We start from the raw sequence: 13,198 nt of genomic DNA on the forward strand, positions 1-13,198 counted from the left end.
AGGAGACGGATGATGGACTTGGTGAACGTAAGTTATGACTCGCAGATCCCGAACAACGTGGGGCTGAGTGAGGATCGCAAGGTGCTGAAGGCGCTTGAAAAATGGCACCCCGGTTACATCAACTGGTGGAACGACCTGATCCCGCAGAACTTTCAGGAAAGCATGGTCTATCTGCGCACTGCCGTCAGCGTGGATCCGAAAGGTTGGGCCAAATTCGACTATGTGAAAATGCCCGAATACCGTTGGGGCGTCTTGTTGGCCCCTGCCGTCGAGGATCGGCGCATCCCGATGGGCGAACACTACGGCGAGCCCGCTTGGCAAGAGGTGCCGGGCGAGTATCGTAACATGCTCAAGCGGCTGATTGTGATTCAGGGCGACACCGAGCCGGGCTCGGTCGAGCAACAGAAATTCCTCGGCCTGACCGCCCCCAGCCTTTACGACATGCGCAACCTGTTTCAGGTCAATGTGGAGGAAGGGCGGCACCTGTGGGCCATGGTCTACCTGCTGCAAAAATACTTCGGCAAGGACGGGCGGGAAGAGGCGGATGACATGCTTGTGCGCTCATCAGGGTCCGACGATTCACCGCGTATGCTGGGGGCTTTCAACGAGGAAACGCCAGACTGGCTGTCGTTTTTCATGTTCACCTATTTCACCGACCGCGACGGCAAGATGCAGCTTGAAAGCCTTGCGCAATCCGGGTTCGACCCGCTGTCGCGCACCTGCCGTTTCATGCTGACCGAGGAAGCCCACCACATGTTCGTCGGTGAAACCGGCGTGGGCCGCACCATTCAGGCGACCATCGAGGCGATGCAGGCCAATGGCATCGAAGACCCCTATGACATCGACAAGATCCGCGATCTGGGTGTCATCGACCTGCCCACGATCCAGAAAAAGCTGAACCTTCACTATACTTTGTCGCTCGACCTGTTCGGCCAAGAGGTCAGCACCAATGCCGCCAACGCCTTCAACGCAGGTATCAAGGGGAGGTATATGGAGCAGCGGATCGAGGATGATCACAAGTTGCAGGGCGACACCTACAAGGTCGCCAGCATCAGGGATGGGCAGATCGTGACTGAGGATGTGCCCGCGCTGACAGCGATCAACATGCGGCTCCGCGACGATTACGTGCGCGATGCAAGCGGCGGGTTGAGGCGCTGGAACAAACAGATTTCGCGGACCGGGATCGAGTTCGAACTGAAACTGCCCCACGAGGGGTTCCACCGCAAGATCGGCGTGTTCAAGGACCAACCCATCACGCCCGAGGGCACCTTCATTTCAAAAGAGGCGTGGGACGCGCGCGCCCATGAGTGGTTGCCGACCAAAGAGGATGGAGCCTTTATCCAATCCCTGATGAAACCGTGCTATGAGCCCGGCAAATACGCCAGCTGGATCGCTCCGCCCCGCGTCGGCATCGACAACAAGCCGGGCGATTTCGAATACGTCAAATTGCACATGGCCTGAGGTGAAGCGCATGAAGATAGGATTGTACTACGGGTCGGAAACCGGCAATTCGGAGATGCTGTGCGAGGACATCGAAGCGGACTTGGGCGAAGGGTTCGACTGTCATATCAGCAGCTTGGCCGATGTGGACCCGGGTGCCCTGGACAAGGACACGTTCTATATTTTCGTGACCTCCACTTATGGCAACGGCGATCTGCCCTCGACCGCGCTGCCGTTCGAAGAGGCGTTGACGAGCACCAAACCCGACCTCAGTGGCATCCGGTTCGCGATGTTCGGCCTCGGCGATCAGGTCTTTGCCGAGACATTCAATCATGGCTCGCTGAAGCTGAGCGAAATGCTGATCGCGCATAAGGCCGAGATGGTGGGCGAACGAGGGCTGCATGACGCTTCGGGCTTCGAGATGCCCGAGGACATCGCATTGCCGTGGGTGCAGGGGGTCATGGAGCAGGTGCAGGCGGCCAAGGCGGCCTGACATGGCCGAGCCGTTCACACACGAAATCCGCGTCACGTGGGGCGATTGCGACCCTGCACGCATCGCCTACACCGCGCGGCTGCCATGGTTCGCGCTGGATGCCATCAACGCCTGGTGGGAGGCGCATCTGGGCGGCGACGGTTGGTATCAGCTTGAGTTGGACCACAATATCGGCACGCCCTTCGTGCATCTCAGCATGGATTTCCGTGCGCCCGTCACCCCGCGCCACAGGCTGATCTGCGAGGTGTGGCCGACACGGCTTGGCGAGCGGTCGATCACTTTTGCCGTGCATGCGACACAGAACGACGTCTTGTGTTTCGAGGGCACGTTCACATGCGTCTTTGTCATTGCCAATCAGTTCAAGAGCCAACCCGCCCCGCCGCACTTGCGCCAGATCATCGCACCGATGGTTCGTGAGGGCTGAGATATTGAACCGCCGCCCGCGCGGGCTACAACCAATTGTTAAGACAATAACAAGTGCGCATGACCTCACCCAAACCCATACCCGCTGCGTCTGTTGCGATGATCGAACGCCTCGCCACCCGCGTGCGCGCCGCGCGCACTGCGCAGGGGCTGCCGCGCCGTGCCTTGTCGGACATGTCCGGTGTCTCGCCGCGCTATCTGGCGCAGCTTGAGGCGGGCGAGGGCAATATCTCTGTGATCCTGCTGGACCGGGTGGCGACAGCATTGAATGTCCGCATTGAGGATTTGCTGAGCGAAGCGCCACCCATGCGGGCCGACGTGGCCCGTGTGGCGCGCCTTTATGAGGTGGCCGCCGCCCCGGTGCAGGGCCGTGTGCGCGCTTTGCTGGCCCCTGAAAACCCGATGGCTTTGCGGGCGCAACGTGTCTGCCTGATTGGCTTGCGCGGGGCGGGGAAGTCCACTCTCGGGCGGCGTGCCGCCGAAAAGCTGAAGGTGCCCTTTGTCGAATTGACCGACGCCATCGAGGCCGAGGCGGGTATCCCCTTGGGTGAGGTCATGGCGCTTTATGGTCAGGATGGATACCGCGCGCTGGAGGCTCAGGCGATAACCCGTGTCATTGACGATCACGACAAGCTGATCCTCGCGGTGGCCGGCGGGATCGTGGGTGAACCTGCGACCTATGCCCAGGTGCTAGAGCGGTTCCACACTGTCTGGGTCCGCACCAGCCCTGCCGAGCATATGGCCCGCGTGCGCGCCCAGGGGGATTTGCGCCCGATGGAGGGCAACCCGGGTGCGATGGACCAGCTAAAGTCCTTTTTGACCACCCGCACGCCTTTGTATGAACGTGCGCTGGCTCAGGTCGACACCAGCGCCAAGCCCGTGCAGATGTCGGTGAACGACCTGTTGGCGACCATCGCCTCCAACCGGTTTCTGGACAGCATCGGCACCGAATGACCGCCGCGCTGCACCCTTTGCAAGATGCGTTCTGGCAAGCCTGCGAGCGCATGTTGATCCATCACACGAACCCATGGGAACTGGATGAAGCGTTGGTGGCATGGGGCTACGAGATGGGGCCGTCCGAGGCGCAGGATTTGATCGGGCTGGATGTGGTGCTGGAGGCGCGGGCAGGCTCGGAACCTGCCCCCATTCTTGCGCGTATGGTGGCTGAGGGTCGCCTGGGCAAGAAATATGGATGGGGGTACTATCGGTATCCGGGTGGAGGCGGCGCGGTGATCGACCCATTGATCGAGGATTTGATCCACGAGGAATCCCGCTTTGCCCGCATCACCCGAGAAGAGTTGGACGGCCCGCAACTTGTGACCCGGCTGCATGACCTCGTCGGCCCTGTCCTGCGCGCAGATCCAGCCCTGTCCGCACAGATGCTTCATATCCCCGTGGCACGTCTGGCGGCTGTGTAGTCCCGCCTATCCCTGAGCCAACAGGATGAGTGTGCCGATCCCCCACAGCGTCATCTGATAATGCGTGTTCTGCGCGCCCTCGTGGCAGAACCAATAGCAAAAGTGATTGCCCACGATCAGGAATCCGGCCCACACCGCGGTGAACCCCATCGTGCCGATCATCGCGATACTGCGCGCAGTCTCTGCATTGACACCGCCAACCATGGCCAGCACCAGCGCGACCACCCCAGCCCACAGCACCAGCGTAGCGACCAGTTCGGCCCCGACCACCAGCCGAAATGCGGCCTGCTGCACCGAGCGGTTCGTCACTGCGCGGTGGGCCACATGGGCAAAGCTGTCAGGGTAGTCCGCCTTCATCCGCGTCATCTCCATCACCTCGGCGGTGTAGGTTTCATTCACGGCCGGGTGTTGGATGTTGTCGCGCACGCCAAGGGTCAGCCAACTGGCGATCAGGCCGGTGCCAAGCGCCTGTGCGGCAAGCAATGTGGTTTCCATGGCGAACCTCGGTTTGGGGGGCTTCCATAAAAAAGGGGCCACGTGATGTGGCCCCGATTTCGCGATCTATGATCTGTTGGATCAGGTCCAGGCGATCTGCTCGGGACGGATTTCAAACGAGATGTGGTGCTCGCCACCCACCAGACCGTCTTTGGTGTGGTTGTAGAGCGACCGCCAGTAGGGCTGGATCGTGACCCCTTCGTCCTGGATCATCTTCTGACCCGTCGCCATCAGGGCGCGGCGCGCCTCGAGGTCGGGGGTCGCCAGTGCTTCGGCCAGCAGGGCGTCGAACTCGGCATTGGACCAGCCGAACTCGTTCCATGCCTCACCCGAACGATAGGCCAGCGCCCAGATCTGGACGCCCAGAGGACGGTGGTTCCAGTTGGTGGACGAGAACGGGTATTTCGCCCAATCGTTCCAGAAGGTCGAGCCGGGCAGGATGGTCCGCTTGACCTTGATGCCTGCATCGCGCAACTGGGCCGCCACCGCGTCGGTGGTGTCCTTGCGCCACGCATCGTCGATCGAGATCAATTCGTGCTCGAAATCGCCCATGCCCGCTTCGTCCATCAGCGCCTTGGCGGCGGCTGGATCAACGACACGCTCGGGGATTTCCGCAAACTCGGGGTGGACAGGGGCGACGTGGTGGTTCGCCGCTGGCACACCGCGACCGGCATAGCCCAGTTCAAGCAGCACTTCGTTGTCGACAGCCATGGTGATGGCCTGACGCACACGCTTGTCCTCGTAAGGCTTCTTGCCGTCGACTTCGGCCAACTGGTTGGGGCGGATCACGATGGTCGATGCGGTCACAACCTCGTTGTTGTTCCAGCCATCCAGCGTGTCGAAGATGTCGACGAACTCACCCTCGATGGAGTAGGTCATGTCGATCTCGTCCGCTTCGGCAGCGGCGACAAAGGCCGACGGGTCCGTGCCGTAGTCGATATACTCGACGCGGTCCAGATAGGCACCGTTGCCTTCGTTCCACCAGGTGTGGTCCTCGTTGCGCACCAGCACAGCCTTGACACCCACTTCCAGCGACTCGGGCAGGTAAGGGCCTGTGCCGATAGGGCTGGATGTGTCGTTCAGCGACGTGTCTGCGTGCACGATGGCCGCAGGATAGTCCGCCATGCCAGGGATCAACGAGATGTCCGGCGCAGGCAGGTTCAGCTTGACCGTGTGGCTGTCGACAACTTCGATGCTGCCTTCGATGGCTTGACCAGTGTCGGCGTCGATCAGGGTCGCAAAGCGGCCCGCCATTGAGTTGCCCTCAAGTTCCTTGTCACACCAGCCTGCGATGTTGCGTGCCACGTCTTCGGCGGTGAAGTCGTCACCATTGTTCCACTTGACGCCTTGGCGGACGTTCAGCGTGTAGGTCTTGGCATCGTCCGAGATTTCCCAGCTTTCCAGCAGTTTGCCGGTGAATGTGCCATCGTTCTCGTAGTGGACGAGGTATTCCTGCCAGCCGCGCGAGAAGTTCGCGATCTGCGACCAGTCATAGGTGCGTGGGTCTTTGAGGCCGCGGACTTCTTGCTGGATACGCACGGTGCCGCCGGTTTTGTGTGCGGCGGCGTTTGCGGGGGCCGACAGGCCCATCATCGCATAGGCGGTTGCGGTGGTTGCGCCGAACGCGCTGGCCAGTGCCAGAAACTCACGGCGGCTGACCGCGTCATCACCAGCACGTGCTGCTGAATCCACAATGGATTGCGGCAGCGGTTTGCCGGTTTTAGTGAAAAAGGTCATAGTCTTCCTCTCTGTTGGTGTCGCGAAAAGGAATATTCGCTCCCCGTGTCGGCGGGTGAGTGCCCACCTTGTTGGTGTTGCAGTTGATCTGCTATTTTATCGCCTCCCCTTTTCTGGGGACGCCCGGACTTCAAACGATCAGGGCCATGGCGTCAACCCCATCTAGCGAGGTTGTAGATACACAAATACCCCACCAAAGTTCTGCTTCATTGTGGTTCTGCGCCCCTCTTGGGTCAAAAACCGTCCTTTCTGCGTAAATCGAGCGTGTTGGTGATCTGGACAGTGAATTCACGCACATTATTGAAACGCCCGAAGCCGCACAGTTGATCACCCCGCGTTACTGTGGCCTTTCGCCTCAATCTCGTCCGGATCGAGGTGTTTTACATCATCCCAGAACCGCGACTTGGCCGCGTTCAGCAGCCCCTTTGGATCCATCCGTTTTTTCCAAGCCAAATGCGTATAGTCAGGTTTCAGCCCGCCCCCTTCGACGTTCCATGTGTGTGCGTCATAGACGGTAAACCCGTGCGCCTCGTAGGTGATGTTGATTTCGGCCAGCCGTTCGGGACTTTGAAACCAGATGATCGGCAGGTCAAAGGTTACGATCTCGCCCCCGACCCGCGCAAATTCGTGATGCATCCAGACATCATCCCCCAGATGTGGGCGAACATCCGCGATGGCTTTCGCATCTGGCGGGATCGGGCAACCGACTTGCTGATAGGTCGCCTTTCGATCTGCCTTGAGCACTTGCAGCGTAGTGTGATTGTAGCTGAAGTCGAACACATGCGGCAGCTTGAGTGCTGCCCGTTCCTCATCTGTCAGCATTAGATCGACATGGCCACCCATCTGCGTGATCAGTGTGCGCAGGGGGTCGACATCATGCGGTCGGATCATTGTGACCAAAAGGTGCTTGCCCGCCCGGATGTGCCCTTCCAGTTTGGGGAAATAGGCGCAGATACGGGCATCCACCGTGGTCAGCAATTTTGCATGGATCGTCTCCGCCTGAGCGATGGCATATCCGGCGGCATAGCCGTCTTCATAGCTGTCAAATGTCGCCATGCCTCCGACCCAGTCGTAGCGTTTGACGGTGCGCAACGTCACCTCGGCAATCACGCCGTTCAGGCCCCACGCGTGATGGATGTGCAGCGCATCCGCCCCATCAAAGCGGCGCAGTTCAGGCGTGTCTGTCACCGTCATCGCAGTCAACGAGAGGATGTTGCCCGGATCGCGCAACGCCCCGTTTGCGACCGATCCGATGCCTGCACTGCCGCCCGCGACAAAGCCACCGATGGTGGCAATATCCTGCGTCGAGGGGAACATGGCCAACTCGGCCCCGTGCGGTGCAAGGGCTGCGTTTATGTCTGCCAGCAACGCGCCGGCCTGCGCCGTGACATAACCCTCGCCGATCTCGATCACTTGGTTAAGAGCAGTGGTCTCAACGATCAAACCACCGTCCATTGGAACCGCCTGTCCGTAATTGCCCGTGCCGCCGCCGCGTATGGTGATGGGCGCATCATGCGCATAGGCGACCGCGAGGGTGCGGGCCAGTTCTTCGGTCGTTTTGGGCCGCACCACCAGATCCCCAAAGCACCGTTTGAGCGCGTCGTTCAGGATGGGAGAGTACCAAAAGAAGTCGCGGCTGCGTTTCTTGATCAGCACCGGTTCCGTGATGGTTTCAACAGGCGCGAGTGCGGCGGTAAAGGCATCCCAGTCGATGTCAGTCTTGCCCGAAAGTGAGGTCATGTCAGCGTCTCCATCGCGGGGCGCAGGGTGGTGCGCCCGGAAATCAGGTCAGCGGTGTGTGCCGCGTCACAGCTGCGCAGATCGCTTAGCAATGCACCGTCCACGAAAGTAGGTGCATGGCCCAGTGCGGCGGCGGCATCGGTGGTGATCGCCCGCAGCCAATCACCCAAGGGCGGGTCGAGATGCGCGGTCACGCAAGCTAGGGCCAGCGCGGCGCGCGGATCGTGCCGACCCAAGGGGCAAAATGCATCGGCCACATTGTCGGACCCGATGACGACCGGCACACCCGCCGCGCGTAGTTCACGCAACCGGGTGATCCCGCGCCGGTCCGGTGTGCCGCTCGTGCGCCCTTGCAGGTACAGGTTGGTGACGGGCAGGGTACAGACCGTGATGCCCGCGCGCGTGCATTTGTCCGCGATCCGGTCAAAATCCTGTGGACTCCGGTCCATCAGGCTCACTGCATGACCACACAGGATCGGGCGTTCGAATGCCGTGGCCAGTGCCATGTCCGCAATCGCTTCCAGCCCATTGTAGCCTCCAAGCCCCTCGTCCACGTGGAAATCCAGCATCAGATCGTGGCGTTGCGCGGTGGCAAAGACGTGTCTCAGCCCCGTTTGCATCGTGTCGTGGCCCAAGACAAAAGCCCCAAGCACGCCTCTTGTACGTGCAAGGATTTGTCCGATCTGGTCGGCAAAATCGGCATCCGCCAGCTTTCCAATACCAATGAGGGCCGCAAGTTGCAGGCCCGGCATATCCCCCCCGAGATCGTTCAGCACCGACCAACTGAGGGGTGGGTCAACACCATCGCCCCAGTCCACATGGCTGCGGATCAGGTGGCATCCATTGGCGCGTGCATCGCTCAACCCCTTGGTGGCGCGCGTGCGGATATCGTCCTCGGTCCAATTGGTCTTGTCATCCCACTGGCATTGAATGGCGTGGGCCAAGTCGCCACCAACCTGCCCAAGCCGATGGATCGTGTGGCATTTGTCGAGATGGCAATGGGGCTCGACAAGGGCAGGGATGATCATCTGCGGGGCAGTGCCCTCGGGGGGTGTCAGGCCGATCAGGCGCCTGTCCTCGATCACGGGTACCCCGCGCAGGCAATCGCCCATCTCCGTCCCGCCAAAGCGAGTGGGGTGCTGAACAAGGGCGGTCGGAACCAGAATGTCGCTCACGTCGTAGCTCTGTGATCAAACAGTGCGAAATCCTCCAACCACGCGGCGAACCCTTGTGCTGCGCTGTCCAGCAGTTGCGTACCCTTTTCAACCGTTGCTGCCGCCGCATTGCCAAGCGCCCCTTCGGGGTTCAGATCGTCAATGATCCAGCCGGGGCGCGCAGGCTGACCGGTCAACCCGGTCTGGTGGCCTGCCTGTTCCCAATCCTGCATCGCGCTACGAAAGTTCTGCGCCCGGTTCATGTCCACAAGGTCAGGTTGTGCAGCCAGCATCGCGCTTGTTTCAAGGTCGCCTGCGTGCAGGTCATATGCAACCGCGTCCGCGTCAAACAGGCTTTGATCGGCAAAGGCAAACCAGCTGGTGCTGGCGCAGATCATGTTGTGATCAATCCGGGCGGCACGGGCCGCAACCTCGAGCAGGGCCGTGTTGCCCCCATGGCCGTTGAAGAAAACGAGGCGCCGGACCTTCGTGCGCGCCAATGAGGCCGTGATGTCATCCAGCATTGCCAGCAGAGTCGCAGCGCCAAGGCCGAGGGTACCTGCATGGCGATGATGTTCGTCGCTTTTGGTGATCGTGAGCGTGGGCAGTTGTAACACGGGCGCAGAGGCTTCAACGCGGTCCAGAACCGCTTCAGTCAGGATGGTATCAACACCGAACGGCAGGTGTGGGCCGTGCTGTTCCGTCGCGCCAAGGGGCAACACGGCAATGGCATTGTCGGGCAGGGCGGCAAAGTCTGCCTGCCCCTGGTCCGCCCATCGCGCGATCATAGCGCACCTGCGAAATAACCGGTGAGGAACCCGTTGAACCATGCGCCCTGCGCGGCGTCATGTTCCAGCATGAGCCGCGTCTGCGTGTCTCGATCCTGAACTCCGGGTTCGGAATACCGCCCCCAGCCCTCGCCCCGCGTCTGCCAGCGCATGAAGCCGGTCACGGTCTGTTCGGGATGAAATTGAAAGCCGACCACACGGGTCCCGACCGCAAAGGCCTGATTTTCAAACAACGCACTGCGCGCGATGTGGCGCGCGCCTGTGGGCAGGTCGAAAGTGTGGAAATGCGCCTGGGCAAAGTGATGGGCGGCGGGCAGAATATCGCGGCCTTCCTCGGTTGGTGTGACCTCGTACCAGCCGAACTCGTGGCTGCCATGGGCGGGCACGCCGGCCCAAGCGCCCATATGATGCGCGATCATCTGCGCGCCTTGGCATATCCCAAGTAGCGGCACGTCGGCTTTCATCGCCGCATCAATCATCCGGTATTCATCGCGCAGAAACGGATGCAGATCGGTGTCGTAGGCGTTGTAAATCCCGCCATAGACCACAACGCCTGCCAGATCATCGGTGACCTCGCCCAGATCATCGCCCTGCCACGCCCGCCGCACATCAAGCCGCACGTTATGCGCCCCGCACCAGGTCGTAATTCTGTCGTCCATGGGTCCATCGCCATGGCGGATGCACAAGAGTCGCTTGTCCATGTCTTCCTCCGTCCTCGGTTGGAAGTGGATGTCAGCGGCCCTAAAGACGTAAATCTGTGCCAGAGATGGTCCGCGCAGGCTTTCAAATTTTGCACCGCTGCGCAAGGGTGTTGCGATGAGATCCCTGAACCCGACCCGTATTGCCCCGCCCTTTGCCCGCTATTCCCATGGGATCGAGCTGCCGCAGGGCGCGCGCATTGTGCGCACGTCAGGCCAGTTAGGGCTGGGCGATGGCGTAGTCCCTGACGGGGCCGAGGCACAGGCACGGATTTGTTTCGACAATATCGCCGCCATTCTGACCGAGGCCGGCATGGGCGCGGGGGATGTGTTTCACATCAGCGCCTTTGTGACAGATCGCGCGCATATGGCCGGGTACATGGCCGCACGGGACGCATTTTTGGCGGACCGTGATGTGTTGCCCACATCGACATTGATGATTGTGTCGGGCTTCACCCGTCCGGACTTCGTGGTCGAGATCGAAGTATGGGCCGCCGCTCCCTAGCTGTGATCGCGCCGGATCAGCTTGCGCAGGGTCCATATCAAGGTGCCGCCGAAAAAGGCGGTGCCGAGGCCGATGGCTTCCCACCCGCCGGGGCCTGTGGGCAAACCCCGAAACGCCAGCGCAGCCCCCACCAGCGCCAGCCCGACCAGTGAAAAGCCAAGCCGGAATTTGAGATCGTTGCGGGTGGGGCCGTATTTGTTGGTCATGGCGTGGAGTTTGGTGGATGTTTGACGCGGGGCCAAGCCCCCGGATTTTTTGCTCGGGACGCTCGATTATGATTATGTCGTGAAGGGGTCGTCCAGCGCAGGCAGGATGGTGCCTGTGCAGGGACCGAAACCAATCCGGTAACCATCGCCTCGCGCTTCGCCGGTCATCGTAACGGTGTCGCCGTCCTCGAGAAACGTACGGGTTTCGCCGGTCGCAAGCGTCAGCGGTTCTTTCCCACCCCAACTGAGTTCCAGCAGGCTGCCCCGCTCAGGCTTTGTCGTCCCGGAAATGGTGCCCGACCCCAACAGGTCGCCCGCGTTCATCGGGCAGCCGGACGTGGCGTGATGGGCGAGTTGCTGTGCTGCGGAATAATACATTTCGCGGTAGTTGGTCTGCGTGATCGTGCTGGCAGGCTGCCCTAGGGGCGCGAGCGTCACGGTGAGGTTGATGTCATAGAGCATCGGCCCTGTGTCCTTCAGATGCGCTAGCAAGGGCACGTCGCGAGGTGGCGTGTCGACCCGGAATGGCTCAAGCGCGGCCTTGGTGACGATCCAAGGGCTGATCGAGGTGGCGGTGGCCTTGGCTTGAAACGGGCCAAGCGGTTGGTATTCCCACGCCTGAATGTCGCGCGCGGACCAGTCGTTCAACAGGACATAGCCAAAGATCGCTGCATCCGCCGCGTCGACTGACAAAGGTCCCTCGGACGAGGTGCCGACAATGGCCCCCATCTCAAGTTCCATATCGAAGCGCCGAGAGGGCAGGAAGGCAGGCGCATCGTGATCGGGGGACTTCAACTGCCCCCAAGGGCGGCGCACATCCGTACCCGACACCACCACAGACGATGCGCGCCCATTGTATCCGATGGGCATGTGCAGCCAATTGGGCGGCAGTGCGTTTTCGGGACCACGGAACATCGTGCCTACATTCGTGGCGCGGTGACGGCCTGCATAGAAGTCGGTGTATTCCGAAACGACAAAGGGCATGTGCAGGGTCGCATCAGTCATGGGTGTCAGCAGCGGTTCAAGTTGAGCGCGCGCATCTGACCCCTCGGCGAGCAAGGCCATCAACCGATTGCGCAGCGCGGTCCAGACGGCGGGGCCTTGCTCCATCAGGTCGTTCCAATAGGGGGCTTGAAACAGCGGATCATCCGTGAGGGCGACAAGCCCTTGCGCCTCTGCTTCGGCCATATCGAGGATCATATCGCCGATCGCGACCCCGCATCGTGCCTCAAGCGTCGTGGTTGAAAACACGCCATAGGGCAGGTTGTTCAGGGGAAAATCGATGTCGGCGCTGTTGGCGCTGGCCACCCAGCTGTTCAAACGCGTCATGGGGGGTGTGGTCTTTCTATGAAGGGGCACGTCCTGCCCGGTCTGCCGTGAAATATCTTTTCGATATCGGACGGGTAGTCAATGTCGTCGTCCTGCATCGGGCCTTGCATTGTGGCAAAGCGCGCGTGGTTTGGCGCGTCGCGTACGCCCTTGCGCAGATGGTCGCAGATGTAATAGTTGTCTTTGTAACCAATAGGCGGTGCGGATGATGCGTGACGATCCCGATTTTGATGTGGAGGACTTTCTGCCCTACCTTCTGAACCAGGCGGCCGAAGCGTCAAGCCTTGAATTCCAGCGTGTTTACAATGACCGCTACGGGATGTTGCGCAACGAATGGCGCGTGCTGTTCCACCTTGGGATTTACGGACGGATGACCGCGAGCGACATCGGCGCACGCGCGCAGATGCACAAGACCAAGATCAGCCGCGCGGTGCAGCGTTTGGCCGAGCGGCGCTATCTGATACGCCAGCGGGATGAGACCGATCGCCGGGTGGAGCACCTTGAACTCACGCCAACGGGGCAGAAAGTCTATGCCGACTTGCGCAATGTTGCCCGCGACTACAATGACGCCCTTGTGGAAGGGTTGGCTGATGCCGATGTGGCGCGGTTGCGATCCGTCTTGCGCGCCTTGGCCAAAAGACGCGGCTAGGCGCGTGATCCAGAGATTGTGATTTGCGCCTGCACAGGTGTGGCCCTCAGGGTGTGCTTGCATGAACAAAGGATGGTGTGATGCGCTTCGTTTTGGCAGCTTTTTCGATGGTTTTGGCGTGCG

The 13,198-nt window shown here is 60.9% G+C and carries 15 protein-coding genes; 7 read left to right on the forward strand and 8 right to left on the reverse strand.

Annotated features, from left to right (window positions below; translation table 11 throughout):
- Window positions 1–9 precede the first annotated feature (9 nt).
- Genes boxB through Q0908_RS15655 form a run of 5 tightly spaced genes read left to right on the forward strand, consistent with a single transcriptional unit; the run spans window position 10 to window position 3,774 of the window.
- The gene (gene boxB, locus Q0908_RS15635) at window positions 10–1,461 is read left to right on the forward strand and encodes a benzoyl-CoA 2,3-epoxidase subunit BoxB (RefSeq protein WP_366869313.1); all 1,452 of its coding nucleotides are present in this window, start codon (window positions 10–12) and stop codon (window positions 1,459–1,461) included.
- Between the two features lie 10 nt (window positions 1,462–1,471).
- Window positions 1,472–1,933, forward strand: a complete 462-nt coding sequence (locus tag Q0908_RS15640) for a flavodoxin domain-containing protein (RefSeq protein ID WP_299286493.1) — start codon at window positions 1,472–1,474, stop codon at window positions 1,931–1,933.
- Between the two features lies 1 nt (window position 1,934).
- Entirely contained in the window at window positions 1,935–2,357 is a 423-nt protein-coding gene (locus Q0908_RS15645) for a thioesterase family protein (RefSeq protein WP_299286496.1), read from the forward strand.
- Window positions 2,358–2,416: 59 nt separating this feature from the next.
- Entirely contained in the window at window positions 2,417–3,310 is an 894-nt protein-coding gene (locus tag Q0908_RS15650; RefSeq protein ID WP_299286499.1) for a helix-turn-helix transcriptional regulator, read from the forward strand.
- Window positions 3,307–3,774, forward strand: coding sequence for a 3-hydroxyacyl-CoA dehydrogenase family protein (locus Q0908_RS15655; RefSeq protein ID WP_299286503.1), 468 nt, complete (start codon window positions 3,307–3,309; stop codon window positions 3,772–3,774). Before Q0908_RS15650 ends, Q0908_RS15655 begins: the two co-directional genes overlap by 4 nt.
- 6 nt (window positions 3,775–3,780) lie before the next feature.
- Here the strand turns inward: Q0908_RS15655 and Q0908_RS15660 are convergent, their stop codons facing one another.
- The 6 genes from Q0908_RS15660 to Q0908_RS15685 form a co-directional block, all read right to left on the reverse strand.
- Window positions 3,781–4,269 carry a DUF2165 domain-containing protein gene (locus Q0908_RS15660; protein WP_299286506.1) on the reverse strand — a complete coding sequence of 163 codons (489 nt, stop codon included), beginning with the start codon at window positions 4,267–4,269 and terminating at the stop codon, window positions 3,781–3,783.
- Between the two features lie 81 nt (window positions 4,270–4,350).
- The gene (locus Q0908_RS15665; protein ID WP_299286509.1) at window positions 4,351–6,006 is read right to left on the reverse strand and encodes an ABC transporter substrate-binding protein; all 1,656 of its coding nucleotides are present in this window, start codon (window positions 6,004–6,006) and stop codon (window positions 4,351–4,353) included.
- A gap of 327 nt (window positions 6,007–6,333) precedes the next feature.
- On the reverse strand, window positions 6,334–7,746 hold the full coding sequence (locus Q0908_RS15670; RefSeq protein WP_299286512.1) for an FAD-binding oxidoreductase: 1,413 nt from the start codon (window positions 7,744–7,746) through the stop codon (window positions 6,334–6,336).
- Window positions 7,743–8,921 carry an amidohydrolase family protein gene (locus Q0908_RS15675; protein WP_299286515.1) on the reverse strand — a complete coding sequence of 393 codons (1,179 nt, stop codon included), beginning with the start codon at window positions 8,919–8,921 and terminating at the stop codon, window positions 7,743–7,745. The genes Q0908_RS15670 and Q0908_RS15675 overlap by 4 nt, the downstream gene beginning before the upstream one ends.
- Window positions 8,918–9,688, reverse strand: a complete 771-nt coding sequence (locus tag Q0908_RS15680) for a creatininase family protein (protein WP_299286518.1) — start codon at window positions 9,686–9,688, stop codon at window positions 8,918–8,920. The genes Q0908_RS15675 and Q0908_RS15680 overlap by 4 nt, the downstream gene beginning before the upstream one ends.
- A complete protein-coding gene (locus tag Q0908_RS15685) occupies window positions 9,685–10,389 on the reverse strand; it encodes a gamma-glutamyl-gamma-aminobutyrate hydrolase family protein (protein WP_299286521.1) in 705 nt (234 codons plus the stop codon). The genes Q0908_RS15680 and Q0908_RS15685 overlap by 4 nt, the downstream gene beginning before the upstream one ends.
- A 115-nt stretch (window positions 10,390–10,504) precedes the next feature.
- On the opposite strand from Q0908_RS15685, the gene Q0908_RS15690 reads away from it, so the two are divergent.
- Window positions 10,505–10,891 carry a RidA family protein gene (locus tag Q0908_RS15690; RefSeq protein WP_299286524.1) on the forward strand — a complete coding sequence of 129 codons (387 nt, stop codon included), beginning with the start codon at window positions 10,505–10,507 and terminating at the stop codon, window positions 10,889–10,891.
- Here Q0908_RS15690 and Q0908_RS15695 read toward each other — a convergent pair.
- Window positions 10,888–11,097: a hypothetical protein gene (locus tag Q0908_RS15695; protein ID WP_299286527.1), complete on the reverse strand. Its 210-nt coding sequence runs from the start codon at window positions 11,095–11,097 to the stop codon at window positions 10,888–10,890. The genes Q0908_RS15690 and Q0908_RS15695 overlap by 4 nt on opposite strands.
- Window positions 11,098–11,169: 72 nt before the next feature.
- Window positions 11,170–12,426, reverse strand: a complete 1,257-nt coding sequence (gene fahA, locus Q0908_RS15700) for a fumarylacetoacetase (protein ID WP_299286530.1) — start codon at window positions 12,424–12,426, stop codon at window positions 11,170–11,172.
- A gap of 208 nt (window positions 12,427–12,634) precedes the next feature.
- On the opposite strand from fahA, the gene Q0908_RS15705 reads away from it, so the two are divergent.
- Complete coding sequence (locus tag Q0908_RS15705) at window positions 12,635–13,075, forward strand: MarR family winged helix-turn-helix transcriptional regulator (protein WP_299286665.1); 441 nt, start codon at window positions 12,635–12,637, stop codon at window positions 13,073–13,075.
- Window positions 13,076–13,198: the final 123 nt, after the last annotated feature.

It is taken from the genome of uncultured Tateyamaria sp. (genome assembly GCF_947494755.1).
Classification (GTDB): domain Bacteria; phylum Pseudomonadota; class Alphaproteobacteria; order Rhodobacterales; family Rhodobacteraceae; genus Tateyamaria.

Coding starts and splice junctions, on each gene's coding strand:
- Q0908_RS15685 (WP_299286521.1), bottom strand. CDS start 10,389: ATGGACAAGCGACTCTTGTGCATCCGCCATGGCGATGGACCCATGGAC.
- Q0908_RS15650 (WP_299286499.1), top strand. CDS start 2,417: ATGACCTCACCCAAACCCATACCCGCTGCGTCTGTTGCGATGATCGAA.
- Q0908_RS15660 (WP_299286506.1), bottom strand. CDS start 4,269: ATGGAAACCACATTGCTTGCCGCACAGGCGCTTGGCACCGGCCTGATC.
- Q0908_RS15680 (WP_299286518.1), bottom strand. CDS start 9,688: ATGATCGCGCGATGGGCGGACCAGGGGCAGGCAGACTTTGCCGCCCTG.
- Q0908_RS15705 (WP_299286665.1), top strand. CDS start 12,635: ATGCGTGACGATCCCGATTTTGATGTGGAGGACTTTCTGCCCTACCTT.
- Q0908_RS15670 (WP_299286512.1), bottom strand. CDS start 7,746: ATGACCTCACTTTCGGGCAAGACTGACATCGACTGGGATGCCTTTACC.
- Q0908_RS15695 (WP_299286527.1), bottom strand. CDS start 11,097: ATGACCAACAAATACGGCCCCACCCGCAACGATCTCAAATTCCGGCTT.
- Q0908_RS15690 (WP_299286524.1), top strand. CDS start 10,505: ATGAGATCCCTGAACCCGACCCGTATTGCCCCGCCCTTTGCCCGCTAT.
- Q0908_RS15640 (WP_299286493.1), top strand. CDS start 1,472: ATGAAGATAGGATTGTACTACGGGTCGGAAACCGGCAATTCGGAGATG.
- Q0908_RS15665 (WP_299286509.1), bottom strand. CDS start 6,006: ATGACCTTTTTCACTAAAACCGGCAAACCGCTGCCGCAATCCATTGTG.
- fahA (WP_299286530.1), bottom strand. CDS start 12,426: ATGACGCGTTTGAACAGCTGGGTGGCCAGCGCCAACAGCGCCGACATC.
- Q0908_RS15645 (WP_299286496.1), top strand. CDS start 1,935: ATGGCCGAGCCGTTCACACACGAAATCCGCGTCACGTGGGGCGATTGC.
- Q0908_RS15655 (WP_299286503.1), top strand. CDS start 3,307: ATGACCGCCGCGCTGCACCCTTTGCAAGATGCGTTCTGGCAAGCCTGC.
- boxB (WP_366869313.1), top strand. CDS start 10: ATGATGGACTTGGTGAACGTAAGTTATGACTCGCAGATCCCGAACAAC.